At 71.7% G+C, this 16,973-nt stretch carries 14 protein-coding genes; all 14 read left to right on the top strand.

Going from position 1 to position 16,973, the window contains the following annotated elements; all coding sequences use genetic code 11:
* The first annotated feature begins 10 nt into the window (after positions 1-10).
* The 14 genes from lysA to OG899_RS07715 all read left to right on the top strand — a co-directional run bounded on the left by lysA (position 11) and on the right by OG899_RS07715 (position 16,868).
* The gene (lysA, locus tag OG899_RS07780) at positions 11-1,402 is read left to right on the top strand and encodes a diaminopimelate decarboxylase (RefSeq protein ID WP_125497037.1); all 1,392 of its coding nucleotides are present in this window, start codon (positions 11-13) and stop codon (positions 1,400-1,402) included.
* A 153-nt stretch (positions 1,403-1,555) separates the two neighbouring features.
* A complete protein-coding gene (locus OG899_RS07775; RefSeq protein WP_185867810.1) occupies positions 1,556-2,884 on the top strand; it encodes a homoserine dehydrogenase in 1,329 nt (442 codons plus the stop codon).
* A gap of 6 nt (positions 2,885-2,890) precedes the next feature.
* A complete protein-coding gene (gene thrC, locus OG899_RS07770; RefSeq protein ID WP_125497038.1) occupies positions 2,891-3,952 on the top strand; it encodes a threonine synthase in 1,062 nt (353 codons plus the stop codon).
* Between the two features lie 686 nt (positions 3,953-4,638).
* Complete coding sequence (thrB, locus tag OG899_RS07765) at positions 4,639-5,556, top strand: homoserine kinase (RefSeq protein ID WP_125497039.1); 918 nt, start codon at positions 4,639-4,641, stop codon at positions 5,554-5,556.
* Between the two features lie 418 nt (positions 5,557-5,974).
* On the top strand, positions 5,975-8,005 hold the full coding sequence (rho, locus tag OG899_RS07760; protein ID WP_125497040.1) for a transcription termination factor Rho: 2,031 nt from the start codon (positions 5,975-5,977) through the stop codon (positions 8,003-8,005).
* Positions 8,006-8,202: 197 nt separating this feature from the next.
* The gene (locus OG899_RS07755; protein WP_251503898.1) at positions 8,203-9,351 is read left to right on the top strand and encodes an LCP family protein; all 1,149 of its coding nucleotides are present in this window, start codon (positions 8,203-8,205) and stop codon (positions 9,349-9,351) included.
* A gap of 161 nt (positions 9,352-9,512) precedes the next feature.
* Entirely contained in the window at positions 9,513-9,737 is a 225-nt protein-coding gene (gene rpmE, locus OG899_RS07750) for a 50S ribosomal protein L31 (protein ID WP_014675000.1), read from the top strand.
* Between the two features lie 108 nt (positions 9,738-9,845).
* A complete protein-coding gene (prfA, locus tag OG899_RS07745) occupies positions 9,846-10,913 on the top strand; it encodes a peptide chain release factor 1 (RefSeq protein WP_125497042.1) in 1,068 nt (355 codons plus the stop codon).
* 111 nt (positions 10,914-11,024) lie between these two features.
* Entirely contained in the window at positions 11,025-11,864 is an 840-nt protein-coding gene (gene prmC, locus OG899_RS07740) for a peptide chain release factor N(5)-glutamine methyltransferase (protein ID WP_125497043.1), read from the top strand.
* A 58-nt stretch (positions 11,865-11,922) separates the two neighbouring features.
* A complete protein-coding gene (locus OG899_RS07735) occupies positions 11,923-12,570 on the top strand; it encodes an L-threonylcarbamoyladenylate synthase (RefSeq protein WP_125497044.1) in 648 nt (215 codons plus the stop codon).
* On the top strand, positions 12,567-13,226 hold the full coding sequence (locus tag OG899_RS07730; protein WP_125497045.1) for a protein-tyrosine-phosphatase: 660 nt from the start codon (positions 12,567-12,569) through the stop codon (positions 13,224-13,226). Before OG899_RS07735 ends, OG899_RS07730 begins: the two co-directional genes overlap by 4 nt.
* A 140-nt stretch (positions 13,227-13,366) precedes the next feature.
* Complete coding sequence (gene glyA / locus OG899_RS07725; RefSeq protein WP_168132330.1) at positions 13,367-14,605, top strand: serine hydroxymethyltransferase; 1,239 nt, start codon at positions 13,367-13,369, stop codon at positions 14,603-14,605.
* A 156-nt stretch (positions 14,606-14,761) separates the two neighbouring features.
* Positions 14,762-16,129: an MraY family glycosyltransferase gene (locus OG899_RS07720; protein ID WP_125497047.1), complete on the top strand. Its 1,368-nt coding sequence runs from the start codon at positions 14,762-14,764 to the stop codon at positions 16,127-16,129.
* A 301-nt stretch (positions 16,130-16,430) separates the two neighbouring features.
* Positions 16,431-16,868, top strand: a complete 438-nt coding sequence (locus OG899_RS07715) for a hypothetical protein (protein WP_125497048.1) — start codon at positions 16,431-16,433, stop codon at positions 16,866-16,868.
* Positions 16,869-16,973: the final 105 nt, after the last annotated feature.

Below are 16,973 nucleotides of genomic sequence, written 5' to 3'. Positions count from 1 at the left end.
CCACACCGACATGAGCCGTTCCGCACATCCCGCCGGGCCCCGTCACGCCGACGTCCTCCCCGAGGGGCACTTCCCCGCCCCGCCGGCCGACCTCAACGCCCTGGACCCGAAGATCTGGGCCCGGACCGTCAAGCGCGACCAGGACGGGGTCGTCACCGTCGGCGGCATCCCCGTCACCCGGCTCGCCGAGGAGTTCCAGACCCCGGCGTACATCCTGGACGAGAGCGACTTCCGGGCGCGGGCACGTGCCTGGCGCAGCGCCTTCGGGCACGACGCGGACGTGTTCTACGCGGGCAAGGCGTTCCTGTGCCGTGCGGTGGTGCGGTGGCTGAACGAGGAGGGGCTCAACCTCGACGTGTGCTCGGGCACCGAGCTGGCCACCGCGCTGTCCGCGGGCATGCCCGCCGAGCGCATCGCCTTCCACGGCAACAACAAGACCTCGGCGGAGATCCGCCGCGCCGTGGAGGCCGGGGTGGGGCGGATCGTGCTCGACTCCTTCCAGGAGATCGTGCGCGTCGCGCACATCGCGCAGCAGCTGGGCACGCGGCAGAAGGTGCAGATCCGGGTCACCGTCGGCGTCGAGGCGCACACCCACGAGTTCATCGCCACCGCCCACGAGGACCAGAAGTTCGGCATCCCGCTCGCCGGGGGCCAGGCCGCCGAGGCGGTGCGCCGGGCGCTGGGGCTGGACGGGCTGGAACTGACCGGCATCCACTCCCACATCGGCTCGCAGATCTTCGACATGTCCGGTTTCGAGGTCGCCGCGCACCGGGTCGTGGGACTGCTCGAGGACATCCGCGACGAGCACGGTGTCGAGCTGCCCGAGATCGACCTCGGCGGCGGCCTCGGCATCGCGTACACCAGCGACGACGACCCGCGCGAGCCGCACGAGATCGCCAAGGCGCTCACCGAGATCGTGGCGCGCGAGTGCGAGGCCGCCCGGCTGCGCACCCCGCGGATCTCGGTGGAGCCGGGCCGTGCCGTCGTCGGTCCCACCGCGTTCACGCTGTACGAGGTGGGGACGATCAAGCCGCTCGAGGGGCTGCGCACCTATGTGTCCGTCGACGGCGGGATGTCGGACAACATCCGCACCGCCCTGTACGACGCCGAGTACTCCGTCGCGCTGGTCTCCCGCACCTCCGACGCCGAGCCCATGCTCGTGCGCGTCGTCGGCAAGCACTGCGAGAGCGGCGACATCGTGGTCAAGGACGCCTTCCTGCCCTCGGACCTGGCGCCCGGGGACCTGATCGCGGTGCCGGCGACCGGCGCGTACTGCCGGTCCATGGCCAGCAACTACAACCACGCGCTGCGCCCGCCGGTCGTCGCCGTGTCCGACGGCGAGGCCCGGGTGATCGTCCGGCGCGAGACGGAGGAGGACCTGCTGCGTCTGGACGTCGGGTGACCGCCGGGTGACGCAGGCGCCCCGCCGGAAGATCTTCGTCGTCCGGCGGGACGGACATGAGAAAAACGTCTCACAATCCGGACGAACGGGGGAAAGTCCGGTCCGGTGCGTGAGACTGGTGCAACCGCTGACGGTATGAGGAGACGAGGTCGGATGATGCGTACGCGTCCGCTGAAAGTGGCGCTGCTGGGCTGTGGGGTTGTCGGCTCAGAGGTGGCGCGCATCATGACGACGCACGCCGACGACCTCGCGGCGCGCATCGGCGCCCCCGTGGAGCTGGCGGGGGTCGCCGTGCGGCGCCCCGACAAGGTGCGCGAGGGCATCGACCCGGCGCTCATCACCACCGACGCCACCGCGCTGGTCAAACGCGGCGACATCGACGTGGTGGTCGAGGTGATCGGGGGGATCGAGCCCGCCCGCACCCTGATCACCACCGCCTTCGAGCACGGTGCCTCCGTGGTCTCCGCCAACAAGGCCCTCCTCGCCCAGGACGGCGCCGCCCTGCACGCCGCGGCGGAGCGCAGCGGCCGGGACCTGTACTACGAGGCGGCCGTGGCCGGCGCGATCCCGCTGATCCGGCCGCTGCGCGAGTCCCTGGCCGGCGACAAGGTCAACCGGGTGCTCGGCATCGTCAACGGCACCACCAACTTCATCCTGGACAAGATGGACTCCACGGGCGCCGGGTACCAGGAGGCGCTCGACGAGGCCACCGCCCTCGGGTACGCCGAGGCCGACCCGACCGCCGACGTGGAGGGCTTCGACGCCGCCGCCAAGGCCGCCATCCTCGCCGGGATCGCCTTCCACACCCGGGTCCGGCTGGACGACGTCCACCGCGAGGGCATGACCGAGGTCACCGCCTCCGACTTCGCCTCGGCCAAACAGATGGGCTGCACCATCAAGCTGCTCGCGATCTGCGAACGGGCCGCCGACGGCGCCTCCGTCACCGCGCGCGTGCACCCCGCCATGATCCCGCTCAGCCATCCGCTGGCCTCCGTGCGCGGCGCGTACAACGCCGTGTTCGTGGAGTCGGAGGCGGCGGGCCGGCTGATGTTCTACGGCCCCGGTGCCGGCGGCTCGCCCACCGCCTCCGCCGTCCTCGGCGACCTCGTCGCCGTCTGCCGCAACCGGCTCGACGGCGCCACCGGGCCCGGCGAGTCGGCGTACGCCGCGCTGCCGGTCTCGCCGATGGGCGACGTCGTCACGCGCTACCACATCAGCCTGGACGTGGCGGACAAACCCGGTGTACTCGCCCAGGTGGCCACGGTGTTCGCCGAGCACGGCGTGTCCATCGACACCGTCCGCCAGCAGGGCAAGGACCAGAGTTCCTCCCGCTCCGGCGAAGCCGGGACCGAGGGAGAGGCCTCGCTGGTCGTCGTCACCCACCGGGCCACCGACGCGGCCCTCGGCGGCACCGTGGAGGCGCTGCGCAAGCTCGACACCGTCCGCGGTGTCGCCAGCATCATGCGGGTTGAAGGAGAGTAACCAGCAATGACCCACCAGTGGCGCGGAATCATCGAGGAGTACCGGGACCGGCTGCCGGTGTCCGACAGCACGCCCGTCGTGACGCTCCGCGAGGGCGGCACGCCGCTCGTGCCCGCGCAGGTGCTCTCCGAGCGCACCGGCTGCGAGGTCCACCTCAAGGTCGAGGGCGCCAACCCCACCGGATCCTTCAAGGACCGCGGCATGACCATGGCCATCTCCAAGGCGAAGGAGGAGGGCGCCAAGGCCGTCATCTGCGCGTCCACCGGCAACACCTCCGCCTCCGCGGCCGCCTACGCGGTGCGGGCCGGGATGGTCTGCGCGGTGCTCGTGCCGCAGGGCAAGATCGCGCTCGGCAAGATGGGCCAGGCGCTCGTCCACGGCGCCCGCATCCTGCAGGTCGACGGCAACTTCGACGACTGCCTCACCCTCGCCCGCGCCCTCAGCGACAACTACCCGGTGGCGCTGGTCAATTCGGTCAACCCGGTGCGCATCGAGGGCCAGAAGACCGCCTCGTTCGAGATCGTGGACATGCTGGGCGACGCCCCGGACATCCACGTCCTGCCGGTCGGCAACGCGGGCAACATCACGGCCTACTGGAAGGGGTACAAGGAGTACGCCGCCGACGGCGTCGCCTCCCGCACCCCGCGGATGTGGGGCTTCCAGGCCTCCGGCGCCGCGCCGATCGTGCGCGGCGAGGTCGTCAAGGACCCCTCGACCATCGCCACCGCGATCCGCATCGGCAACCCCGCCTCCTGGACGTACGCGCTGGCCGCGCGGGACGAGTCCGGCGGCATGATCGAGGAGGTGACGGACCGTGAGATCCTGCGCGCCTACCGGCTGCTGGCGTCCCAGGAGGGCGTGTTCGTCGAGCCGGCGTCCGCGGCGTCCGTGGCCGGTCTGCTGAAGGCCGCCGAGCAGGGCAAGGTCGACCGCGGACAGCGGATTGTGTGCACCGTCACCGGCAACGGGCTCAAGGACCCCGAGTGGGCCGTGGCGGGCGCCCCGCAGCCGGTCACCGTCCCGGTCGACGCGGACGCGGCCGCCGAACGGCTGGGCCTGCTGGACTGACGCACAGGGCGCGCGCCGCCGGGCCCGGGGTGCGCGCCACCGGGCCTGCGGCGCGCCCCGGGCGGTGCCGTGCCGGACCGTTTCCGGGGCCGGGCCGGTGCCGCGGGCAGTACGGTCCGGCTCGGCCGGAGCGCGCCGGTGCCGGCGATCCGCCACGTCACGGGATGTGCGTCGCGGGGGTGCGCGTCGCAGAACCCGACGTCGAGGCGTGCCTCACGGGATCCGTGACGGCGCCCGCACCCGGTCGTCGCGCCCCTGAGGCACGCCCGCGCACGCCCGCGCCCCCGCGCCCCGGTTCGCGTTCGTCCTCGCGCGAGCGCATCCGGCGGGCCCGTCACGCCGCCTCTTCGCGGTGTGCGTCGCCGTGCCGCGGACAGTGCTCCATCTTGATGTTCAAGAACAACATCCACGGGGGATGCTCACGACGGGGGCACAAGGGGCTTACGACACGCATCGTGCGCCTCCTGTGCGCCCTATGTCGCCGCAGAACCTTCCTTCGATAGGCTGTATCGAACCCATACGGCGCATATGCATTCGCATTGCGTGCGGCGCCGCGTCGTTCCCGCGGCCGCGGCCCGAGGGTCGTCACGTCCTGTCGAACGTCAGTCGAACACCGGTCGAACGGCCGCCGCGACCAGCTCGCACGGCACTCGACCGTCACGCAGCTCAAGGAGAGTCAACGAGCGATGGCCGGTCCCGCGTTCCGCGCCGCCGCCGTCCGGGTGCGCGTCCCCGCCACCAGCGCCAATCTCGGCCCGGGCTTCGACGCCCTCGGTCTCGCGCTGGGGCTCTACGACGACGTGGTCGTCCGGGTGGCCGACTCAGGGCTGCACATCGACATCGCGGGCGAGGGAAGCCGGACCCTGCCGCGGGACGAGAGCCACCTGCTCGTGAGAACCCTGCGCACCGCCTTCGACGCCCTGGGCGGACAGCCGCGCGGACTGGAGATCGTCTGCGCCAACCGCATCCCCCACGGCCGCGGCCTCGGCTCCTCCTCCGCCGCCATCTGCGCCGGCATCGTCGCCGCCCGTGCCGTGACCATAGGCGGCGAATCGCGGCTCGACGACACCGCGATGCTCGAACTCGCCACCGAGATCGAGGGCCACCCGGACAACGTGGCCGCCTGCCTGCTCGGTGGCTTCACCCTGTCCTGGATGGACGCCGGCGCCGCCCGCGCCATCAGGATGGAGCCCTGCGATTCCATCGTTCCGGTGGTTTTCGTCCCCGGGAAACCGGTACTGACCGAGACGGCGCGCGGCCTGCTGCCGCGCACGGTGCCGCACGTCGACGCGGCCGTCAACGCGGGCCGGGCCGCGCTGCTCGTCGAGGCCCTCACCCGTCGTCCCGACCTGCTGCTGCCCGCCACCGAGGACCGCCTCCACCAGGAGTACCGCGCCCCGGCCATGCCGGAGAGCGCCGCGCTGGTGGAGCGGCTGCGCGCGGACGGCATCCCTGCGGTCATCTCCGGCGCCGGCCCGACGGTGATGGCCCTGGCCGACGCGGACACCGCCGACAAGGTGGAACAGCTGGCCGGCAGCGACTGGGCCGCGAACCGGCTCAGCCTGGACAGCCAGGGCGCGAGCGTGCTCCCGCTGGCGGGCTGACACGCGATGGCCCGATGATGGAGAGGGGGAATGTTTGTTGGGTCCGGTAGTGTTAACCTCAAGTCTGCACCCGACCTCATCATGGCGAGGTGCTTCGTGTCCCCGTCCGGGACCGACATTCTTCCGGGAGCTCCCCAAGACACTCCGTGTTCTCTACGCCGTATCCGGGCAGTACGTCGTACGCGGACGCTGAGCGCTCCACAGGGTGGGCTACCCCCATAGGGGGAGTTCCGGAATCGGTGCGACCACGCGTGTCACCGGGTGCCACGCCTCCAGGAAGCGCCATCACCAGATATGTCTTCCGCCGCTTTGGCGGACCACCGCCCCGGCACGGTCCACACAGCAAGGACCGATGCCGGACAGCACAACCGGTCGCCGAGCCAGACAGGCCGACGTCCGCTCCAGGGAAGGACCCTTCGTGAGCGACACCACCGATCTGATGGGCGCACGTGTCGAGGAGACCGCTGCCGCGCCCGCCACGGACGCCTCCGCGCCTGCCACCGGTGCCGGCTCCCGGCGGCGCCGTGGCACCGGCCTCGAGGGCATGGTGCTGGCCGAGCTGCAGCAGGTCGCATCCGGCCTCGGCATCAGGGGCACGGCGCGCATGCGCAAGAGCCAGCTGATCGAGGTCATCAAGGAGGCGCAGGCAGCAGGGGGCGCCGCCCCGGCGAAGGCCGACGCGGCCGCCACCGAGACCAAGCCGAAGCGTCGCGCCACCTCCCGTGCCCGCACGGGCGACGCTGCCGCGAAGAAGGCGGCCGAGGCTCCCGCAGCCGACAAGGCCGTGTCCCAGCAGCAGATCGAGATCCCTGGTCATCCTGCTGCGGGCACCGCCCGCGACGGGGCCGCGGCCCGCCAGGACGCGGAGACCGAGCGCACGGCCCAGGACGCTTCGGGCGAGCGCCGCCGGCGCCGCGCCACCGCGGAGGCGGGCAGCCCCGCCGGCAGCGCCGAGACCGTCGCCGCCGAGGCGAAGAGCGAGCCCAAGGCCGAGACGCCGGCCCAGCCGCAGCAGCAGGGCCAGCAGCAGCCGCAGCAGTCGCAGAACCAGCAGCAGAACGAGGCCAAGAGCGACGCCGGCGAGGGTGGCGAGGGACGCCGCCGCGACCGCCGCGAGCGCAACCGTGACCGCCGCGGCAAGGGCGACGACCAGCAGGGCCAGCGCCAGCAGCAGAACCAGCAGCAGGGCGGCGGCCGGCAGGACGACGACGAGTACGAGGGCGGGCGCCGGGGCCGGCGCGGCCGCTACCGCGACCGCCGCGGCCGCCGCGGCCGCGACGACGTCTCCGAGCCGCAGATCGCCGAGGACGACGTCCTCATCCCGGTCGCCGGCATCCTCGACATCCTCGACAACTACGCCTTCATCCGCACCTCCGGCTACCTGCCCGGCCCGAACGACGTGTACGTCTCCCTCGCCCAGGTCCGCAAGAACGGCCTGCGCAAGGGCGACCACATCACCGGCGCCGTGCGCCAGCCGAAGGAAGGCGAGCGCCGCGAGAAGTTCAACGCGCTCGTCCGCCTGGACTCCGTCAACGGCATGGCGCCCGAACACGGCCGCGGCCGCCCGGAGTTCAACAAGCTGACCCCGCTGTACCCGCAGGACCGGCTGCGCCTGGAGACCGACCCGGGTGTGCTGACCACCCGGATCATCGACCTGGTCTCGCCCATCGGCAAGGGCCAGCGCGGTCTGATCGTGGCCCCGCCGAAGACCGGCAAGACCATGATCATGCAGGCGATCGCCAACGCGATCACCCACAACAACCCCGAGTGCCACCTGATGGTCGTCCTCGTCGACGAGCGTCCGGAAGAGGTCACCGACATGCAGCGGTCGGTCAAGGGTGAGGTCATCTCCTCGACCTTCGACCGCCCGGCCGAGGACCACACCACGGTCGCCGAGCTGGCCATCGAGCGCGCCAAGCGACTGGTGGAGCTGGGACACGACGTGGTCGTGCTGCTCGACTCGATCACACGTCTGGGCCGCGCCTACAACCTCGCCGCCCCGGCCTCCGGCCGCATCCTCTCCGGCGGTGTGGACTCCACGGCCCTGTACCCGCCGAAGCGCTTCTTCGGTGCGGCCCGCAACATCGAGGACGGCGGCTCGCTGACCATCCTCGCCACCGCCCTGGTGGACACCGGGTCCCGCATGGACGAGGTGATCTTCGAGGAGTTCAAGGGCACCGGCAACATGGAGCTCAAGCTCGACCGGAAGCTCGCCGACAAGCGCATCTTCCCGGCCGTCGACGTCGACGCCTCCGGTACGCGCAAGGAGGAGATCCTGCTCGGTGCCGAGGAGCTGTCCATCGTCTGGAAGCTGCGCCGGGTGCTGCACGCGCTCGACCAGCAGCAGGCGATCGAGCTGCTGCTCGACAAGATGAAGCAGACCAAGTCGAACGTCGAGTTCCTCATGCAGATCCAGAAGACGACCCCGGCGCCGGGCAACGGCGACTGAGGCGCACGTCAGCCGGACAGGGCCGCCCCCGCACAGGGGGCGGCCCTGCGTCGTCTCCGCACGGGCGCGGCCGCACCGCCCCCGGAACATCTCCTCTCGCCACGGTAGGAGTGCCGCAGGCGCGGTACGCGGTGACAAGGCCGGTGCCCGTCCTCGAGGCACGGGATGACCGGCCGGAGACGAGGACCGAGGAGCACATGCCGCCCGAGAGCACGCCGGGCCCGGGCACACCCCGGGACACCGGATCCCCCGACCGCCGTCGCCGCACCCGGACCGGGCGCCGGCCCGACCGCACGGTGCGCCGCCGGGCACTGCGGGCGATGGCCTGGACCGCGGCCGGGATCGTGCTGCTCGGCGGCACCGGCGCCGGATACCTCTACGCCAGACTCAACGGCAACCTGACCACCGTCGACCTCGACCGGCTGCTCGGCGGACACCGTCCGCAGAAGACGGACAACGGCTCGCAGAACATCCTTCTCCTCGGCTCCGACTCCCGCGCGGGGGAGAACAGGAAGCTCGGCGGCGGCCCCGGCGGCGGCAGCGCCCGCTCCGACACGGCGATGATCGTCCACCTCTACAAGGGCCACAGAAAGGCCGCCGTGGTCTCCATCCCGCGCGACACCCTGGTGGACCGGCCCGCGTGCACCGACACCCAGGGCACCGTGCACCCGGCCGAGCACCGCGTGATGTTCAACGAGTCCTACGCCACCGGCGGCGCCGCCTGCGCCGTCAGGACCGTCGAGGCGCTCACCGGCGTCCGCATGGACCACTACCTGGAGGTCGACTTCAGCGGCTTCCGCAGGATCGTCGACGACCTCGGCGGCGTCCGGATCCGCACCACCGAGGCCATCCGCGACCCCGACAGCCACCTGGACCTCGACGCGGGCACCCACACCCTCGACGGACGGCAGGCGCTCGGCCTGGTGCGCACCCGGCACGGTGTCGGCGACGGCTCCGACCTGGGCCGCATCCAGCTGCAGCAGGCGTTCCTCAGGGCACTCATCGACCGGATCGGGCAGCTCGGGGTGCTCGACAACCCCACCAAGCTGTACCGCCTGGCCGACACCGCCACCCGCTCCGTCACCACCGACTCCGGGCTCGGCTCGGTCGACTCCCTGATCTCCTTCGCCGGCGGCCTGAAGGGCATCAGCTCCTCCCGCACCACCATGATCACCATGCCGGTGCAGTACGCCGCCGGGAACGCCAACCGCGTCGTCGTCGACGAGGCCAAGGCCCGGCAGGTGTGGCGGGCCCTGCGCGAGGACCTGCCGGTGCCGGACACGGCCACGCAGGGCACCGCGACGGGCGAGGCCACGGGCCTGGTGAACGGCGCCCGGGCGAGGTGAGCCGGGCCTGTTCCCCCGGCCGTGGGCCGGGGGAACAAAACCCCGGCACCCCCGGTTTGGGCAGAAGGCGCCGGTCCTGGCAGACTGGTACGTCGGCTCCGGTTCACGCCCCCGCATCCCGCGGCGGCGACCCGGCGCCCTCCCGAAACCTAGGAGACACCTTGAAGCGCGACATCCACCCCGCGTACGTAGAGACGCAGGTCAGCTGCACGTGCGGCGCGTCCTTCACCACCCGCAGCACGATCGAGTCCGGCACCATCCGGGCTGAGGTCTGCTCCGAGTGCCACCCGTTCTACACGGGCAAGCAGAAGATCCTCGACACCGGTGGCCGTGTGGCCCGCTTCGAGGCCCGCTTCGGCAAGGCTGCCGCCGGCTCCAAGAAGTAGCGAGCGCCGAGCGCCGGTCCACGGCCGTACCCTGCACCCGGGGTGCGCCGGGACCGGCGTTTTTGGTCGTCCGCCTTCCCCCTCTTCCGCAGTATCAGGAGCCGCACCATGTTCGAGGCCGTCGAGGAACTCGTCGCCGAGCACGCCGACCTGGAGAAGAAGCTCGCCGACCCGTCGGTCCACGCCGACCAGGCGACGGCGCGCAAGCTGAACAAGCGGTACGCCGAGCTGTCGCCGATCGTCGCCACGTACCGCTCCTGGAAGCAGACCGGGGACGACATCGAGGCCGCGCGCGAGCTGGCCGCCGACGACCCGGACTTCGCCGGTGAGGTCAAGGAGCTGGAGAAGCAGCGCGAGGAGCTGACCGAGCGCCTGCGCCTGCTGCTGATCCCGCGCGACCCCAGCGACGACAAGGACGTCATCCTCGAGATCAAGGCGGGTGCGGGCGGCGACGAGTCGGCCCTGTTCGCCGGCGACCTGCTGCGCATGTATCTGCGCTACGCCGAGCGCGTCGGCTGGAAGACCGAGATCATCGACGCCACCGAGTCCGAGCTGGGCGGCTACAAGGACGTGCAGGTCGCGGTGAAGTCCCGCGGCCCGGTCGAGCCCGGCCAGGGCGTGTGGGCGCGGCTGAAGTACGAGGGCGGCGTGCACCGCGTGCAGCGGGTGCCCGCCACCGAGTCCCAGGGCCGTATCCACACCTCCGCCGCCGGTGTGCTGGTCACCCCGGAGGCCGAGGAGGTCGACGTGGAGATCAATCCCAACGACCTGCGCATCGACGTCTACCGCTCCTCCGGCCCCGGCGGCCAGTCCGTGAACACCACCGACTCCGCGGTGCGCATCACCCACCTGCCCACCGGCGTCGTCGCCTCCTGCCAGAACGAGAAGAGCCAGCTGCAGAACAAGGAGCAGGCCATGCGGATCCTGCGCTCCCGGCTGCTCGCCATGGCGCAGGAGGAGGCGGAGAAGGAGGCCGCGGACGCCCGCCGCAGCCAGGTGCGCACCGTGGACCGCTCCGAGAAGATCCGCACCTACAACTTCCCGGAGAACCGCATCTCCGACCACCGCGTCGGCTTCAAGGCGTACAACCTCGACCAGGTCCTCGACGGCGACCTGGACGCGGTGATCCAGGCCTGCGTGGACGCGGACTCGGCCGCCAAGCTCGCCGCGGCCTAGGACGCGACGTCGCCGGACGGCACGGCACGACGGCACAGCACCAACGAGCACCGAGCACGGAGGACCAGCGTGCAGCAAGGATTCGGGGGGCGACCCCCAGGCCCCCGCAGTGTGCTGCTCGCGGAGGTGGCACAGGCCACCCAGCGGCTGGCCGACGCCGGCGTGCCCTCGCCGCGCACCGACGCCGAGGAGCTGGCCGCGTTCGTGCACGGCGTCAAGCGCAGCCAGCTGCACTGCGTGAAGGACGCCGACTTCGACGCCCGCTACTGGGAGGTCGTCGCCCGCCGCGAGCAGCGCGAACCGTTGCAGCACATCACCGGACGGGCGTACTTCCGGTATCTGGAGCTGCAGGTCGGGCCCGGGGTGTTCGTGCCCCGGCCGGAGACCGAGTCGGTGGTCGGCTGGGCGATAGACGCCGTCCGCGCGATGGACGTGGCCGAGCCGTGCGTGGTCGACCTGTGCACCGGCTCCGGTGCCATCGCCCTCGCCCTGGCCCAGGAGGTGCCGCGCTCGCGCGTGCACGCCGTGGAGCTGAGCGAGGAGGCGCTGGTGTGGACCCGCAAGAACATGGAGGGGTCCCGGGTGGACCTGCGCCAGGGCGACGCCCTGACCGCCTTCCCGGACCTCGACGGCCAGGTCGACCTCGTCATCTCCAACCCGCCGTACATCCCGCTGACCGAATGGGAGCACGTCGCCCCGGAGGCCCGGGACTACGACCCGGAGATGGCGCTGTTCTCGGGGGAGGACGGCCTGGACCTGATCCGCGGCATCGAACGCACCGCCCACCGGCTGCTGCGCCCGGGCGGGGTGGTGGTGGTCGAGCACGCCGACACCCAGGGCGGCCAGGTGCCGTGGATCTTCACCGAGGAGCGGGGCTGGGCGGACGCGGCCGACCATCCCGACCTCAACAACCGCCCCCGGTTCGCGACCGCCCGCAAGGCGCTGCCGTGACCGCGCAGGCAGTTTTTCCCGCAGTCCCGCACAACGTGAACGAGGAGGGTCGCTGACCATGGCTCGGCGATACGACACCAACGACGCGACCGACCGTGTGACCGGTCTGCGCGAGGCCGCGTCCGCCGTCCGCCGGGGCGAACTCGTGGTGCTGCCGACCGACACCGTCTACGGCATCGGTGCGGACGCCTTCTCCCCCGAGGCCGTCGGCGACCTGCTCGCCGCCAAGGGCCGTGGCCGCAGCATGCCCTCCCCGGTCCTCATCGGCTCCCCGAACACCCTGCACGGCCTGGTCACCGACTTCTCCGAGAAGGCCTGGGAGCTGGTGGACGCCTTCTGGCCGGGCGCGCTGACCCTGGTCGCCCGGCACCAGCCGTCGCTCCAGTGGGACCTGGGGGACACCCGCGGCACGGTCGCCGTGCGCATGCCGCTGCACCCGGTCGCCATCGAACTGCTCACCGAGGTCGGGCCGATGGCCGTCACCTCCGCCAACCTCACCGGGCACCCGGCGCCCGAGACCTGCGACGCCGCCCAGGACATGCTCGGCGACTCCGTCTCCGTCTACCTCGACGGCGGCCCCACCCCGGGCAACGTCCCCTCCTCCATCGTGGACGTCACCCGGCCCACCCCCGTGCTGCTGCGCGAGGGCGCCCTGTCGCCCGAGGAGCTGCGCAAGGTCGTACCCGACCTCGAGGTGGCCAATTGACGCCGCCCGACACGGGGCGTGGCATAGGCGAGCAGGACCGGGCGGACACGCCCCGCGACACCTTCCGCATCCTCCACGTCAGCACCGGCAACGTGTGCCGCTCTCCCATCACCGAGCGGCTGACCCGGCACTTCCTCGCGGACCGGCTCGGCGACCCGGCCGGCGGCGGGCTGATCGTGGAGAGCGCGGGCACCTGGGGCCACGAGGGCGCGCCCATGGAGACCAACGCCGAGACCGTGCTCGCGGACTTCGGTGCGGACGCCTCCGGCTTCGTGGGCCGCGAACTGCTCGACGAGCACGTGATCACCGCCGACCTGGTGCTCACCGCCACCCGCGACCACCGCGCCCAGGTCATCTCCATGGGCCACTCGGCGGGCCTGCGCACCTTCACGCTCAAGGAGTTCACCCGCCTGGTCAAGGCGATCGACCCGGCCACGCTGCCCCCGCTGGAGCAGGGCGTGCCCGAACGCGCCCGTGCCCTGGTGAGAGCCGCCGCCGCGCTGCGCGGCTGGCTCGCGGCCCCGAACGCGGAGGCCGACGAGGTGCACGACCCCTACGGCGCCCCGCTGCCGTTCTTCCGGTCGATCGGCGACGAGATACACCAGGCCCTGGACCCGGTGGTCACCGCGCTGACCGGGGTGGGCGCACGGCACTGAGTGCCGTGCCGCGCACCGCCGTGCGCGGCGGGGGCGGCACCGCCGCGACCCGGGGCACCCGCGAGGCGTAACAGCCGCGCAGGCGGCCCGGCGCGGACCTACAGTGGACGTAGCTCACCGTCGACCGCCCGGAGCCCGCCATGCCGGTCACCCCCGCTCTCGAGGCCGACGTCCTGCGGCGGCAGGACCCCGACGTGGCCGACATCCTGTCGGGGGAGCTGGCCCGGCAGTCGACGTCGCTGCAGCTGATCGCGGCGGAGAACTTCACCTCGCCGGCGGTGCTGGCCGCGCTCGGCCACCCGCTGGCGAACAAGTACGCCGAGGGCTACCCGGGCGCCCGCTACCACGGCGGCTGCGAGTACGCCGACGCCGCCGAACGGCTCGCCGTCGAGCGGGCCCGGTCCCTGTTCGGCGCCGAGCACGCCAATGTGCAGCCCCACTCGGGGTCCGCCGCGGTGCTGGCCGCGTACGCGGCGCTGCTGCGCCCCGGCGACACCGTCCTCGCTCTCGGGCTGCCCTACGGCGGCCACCTCACGCACGGCTCGCCCGCCAACTTCTCCGGGCGCTGGTTCGACTTCGTCGGCTACGGCGTGGACGCCGAGACCGGGCTCATCGACCACGACCAGGTGCGCACCCTGGCACGGGTGCACCGCCCCAAGGCGATCGTGTGCGGCTCGATCGCCTACCCGCGCCACCTCGACTACGCCTTCTTCCGGTCGGTCGCCGACGACGTGGGCGCCTACCTCATCGCCGACGCCGCACACCCCATCGGACTGGTGGCCGGGAAGGCGGCGCCCAGCCCGGTGCCGTACGCCGACGTGGTGTGCGCCACCACGCACAAGGTGCTGCGCGGTCCGCGCGGCGGGATGATCCTCTGCGGCGCCGAGCTGGCCGGCCGGGTGGACCGGGCGGTGTTCCCCTTCACCCAGGGCGGTGCGCAGATGCACACCATCGCCGCGAAGGCGGTGGCGTTCGCCGAGGCGGCCACACCCGCCTTCGCCGCCTACGCCCGCCAGGTGGTCGCCAACGCCCGCGTGCTGGCCGCCCAGCTGGCCGTGGAGGGCCTGCGGGTGACCACCGGCGGCACCGACACCCACCTGATCACCGCCGACCCCGCACCGCTGGGTGTGGACGGCCGCGCCGCCCGCGCCCGGCTCGCCGCGGCAGGCATCGTCCTGGACTGCTGCGCGCTGCCGCACACCCGGGCCCGCGGGCTGCGCCTGGGCACGGCCGCCGTGACCACGCAGGGTATGACGCAGGAGGAGATGCAGTGGATCGCCGTGCTGCTCGGCAAGCTGCTGCGCGGCGATCTGGACCCCGCGCGGGCGCGCACGGAGGTGCGGGAACTGGTGGCCGCGTTCCCGCCCTACGCACGGTGACAGGGGCGGCAGGTGTGAGGCATCGGGCAGGGCGGGCGTACAAACCTGTACACAGGTGCACGTGCAACCTTCGACGCCACCCGGAAGTCCTCATGGACATACCTGCGTCGCTAGGGTGTGGGACACAGATGGCCAGCGAAACCTGTGGGGAAGCCCGTGCGTGAATACCTGCTGACGCTCTGCATCACGGCCGCGGTGACGTACCTGCTGACGGAGCCGGTGCGCAAGTTCGCGATCGTGGCGAGGGCCATGCCGGAGATCCGGGCGCGCGACGTGCACAAGCAGCCCACTCCGCGGCTGGGCGGGATCGCGATGTTCTTCGGCCTGTGCGCGGGCCTGCTGGCCGCCGACCACCTGGCCAACCTCAGCGACGTCTTCGTCAAGTCCAACGAGCCGCGCGCGCTGCTCTCCGGTGCCGCGCTGATCTGGCTGATCGGTGTCCTGGACGACAAGTTCGAGATCGACGCCCTGATCAAACTGGGCGGCCAGATGATCGCCGCCGGTGTGATGGTGATGCAGGGTCTGACGATCCTGTGGCTGCCGGTCCCGGGTGTCGGCACCGTCGCGCTCACCCAGTGGCAGGGCACCCTGCTGACGGTGGCGCTGGTCGTCATCACGATCAACGCGGTGAACTTCGTCGACGGCCTGGACGGCCTGGCCGCCGGCATGGTGTGCATCGCGGCCGCCGCGTTCTTCATGTACGCCTACCGGATCTGGTACTCGTACGGCATCGAGGCCGCCGCTCCGGCCACCCTGTTCGCGGCCGTGCTGATGGGCATGTGCCTGGGTTTCCTGCCGCACAACATGCACCCGGCCCGGATCTTCATGGGCGACTCGGGATCCATGCTGATCGGCCTGGTGCTGGCCGCCGGGGCCATCTCGGTGACCGGGCAGGTCGACCCGGACCTGATGAATCTGTTCACCGGTTCCGAACGCAATTCCGTGCACCAGATGGTGCCGGTGTACATCCCGCTGCTGATGCCGCTGACCATCATCGCGATCCCCACCGCCGACTTCGTCTTCGCGGTGGTGCGGCGCACCTGGCGGGGCCAGTCGCCGTTCGCCGCCGACCGCGGCCACCTGCACCACCGGCTGCTGCAGATCGGGCACTCGCACAGCCGCGCCGTGCTGATCATGTACTTCTGGGCGGCCCTGATCGGCTTCGGTGCGCTGGCCTACTCGGTGAACAACGCCTCGATGTGGATCGTGCTGGGCATCGTGGTCCTCAGCTTCATCGGCCTGGTGCTGCTCCTGCTGCCGCGGTTCCAGCCGCGGGCGCCGCGCTGGGCCGAGCGGTTCGTGCCGCCGCGCTACCGCCGCCGTCGTCCGCGAGCGGCGGGGCAGGACACGGCGCTCGCCGCTCCGGCGGCCGGTGAGGCTGAGGCCGCGCAGGCCGGCGAGGCGGCCGGGACCGGCGAGAGTTCCGCGCCTCTGGCGACGACGGCGGCAGCAGTCAACGGTGCGAGCGCCCTCGGCGCCCGTCCGCGTCTCCTCGACGGGCGGAAGACGGAAACGTCGCGCTGACGCTCAAGGTAAGAATCTGACTAAAGCGTTGCCGATTCATGGGAGTGCAAATCCGATCGACGCCGGGCAAAACGGTCAGCTTTTTGCACAAGCGCGCAGTATGTGCCTCACGTGTGACAGCAAGCACACGTCCCAGGTAAAGACCTCATCAAATAGTTTGTGATACGGTTCACGAGAACCCCCGGATGCACCCGAAGGGCCCGAGAGCGCAGGGCCTCGGTGTGGAGGATGGTTGTCCCGACCGGGGACTACGCTCGTCCATGACGACACCCCTGCCCCCAGCGAAAGCGGAGTTGCCGCCATGCCGTCCAGTGACGCCCGGAACCTACTGCACACCGCAGTACCCACCGCCGCCGTCGGTGTGGTCGCGGTGGCGGTCAGCGGTGCCGTCGCCGGTGGCAAGGGTGCGATCGGGGCCGCGGTCGGCGCAGCCCTGGCGATCGTCTTCATGGGGATCGGCCTGTACGTGCTGCAGTGGACGGCGAAAACGCTGCCGCAGCTGTTCCAGGCCATGGGCTTGATGCTCTACGTCGCCCAGCTCCTGCTTCTCATGATCTTCCTCGCCGTTTTCAAGAACACCACGTTGTTCGACGGCAAGGCGTTCGCGTTCTCGCTCATCGTCGCGACCGTCGTGTGGATGGCCGCACAGGCGCGCGCGCACATGAAGGCCAAGATCTTCTATGTGGATCCGGACTCCGCCAAGGGCGGGCAGCCCCAGAACACAGGGTCCCCGTCGTGAGGGGTAGGGCCGGGATAAAGACGTATGCGATCTCCTGCTATCGTCCGGTGCCAACTGCGGCATCGCGGGCGCGGGCATCTGAGCTGACGCCTGCACGATCGCGAG

It is taken from the genome of Streptomyces thermoviolaceus (assembly GCF_045209695.1).
GTDB lineage: Bacteria > Actinomycetota > Actinomycetes > Streptomycetales > Streptomycetaceae > Streptomyces > Streptomyces thermoviolaceus.
The sequence above is the reverse complement of the archived record's forward strand: the minus strand, read 5'-3'. Positions and strand labels throughout refer to the sequence as shown.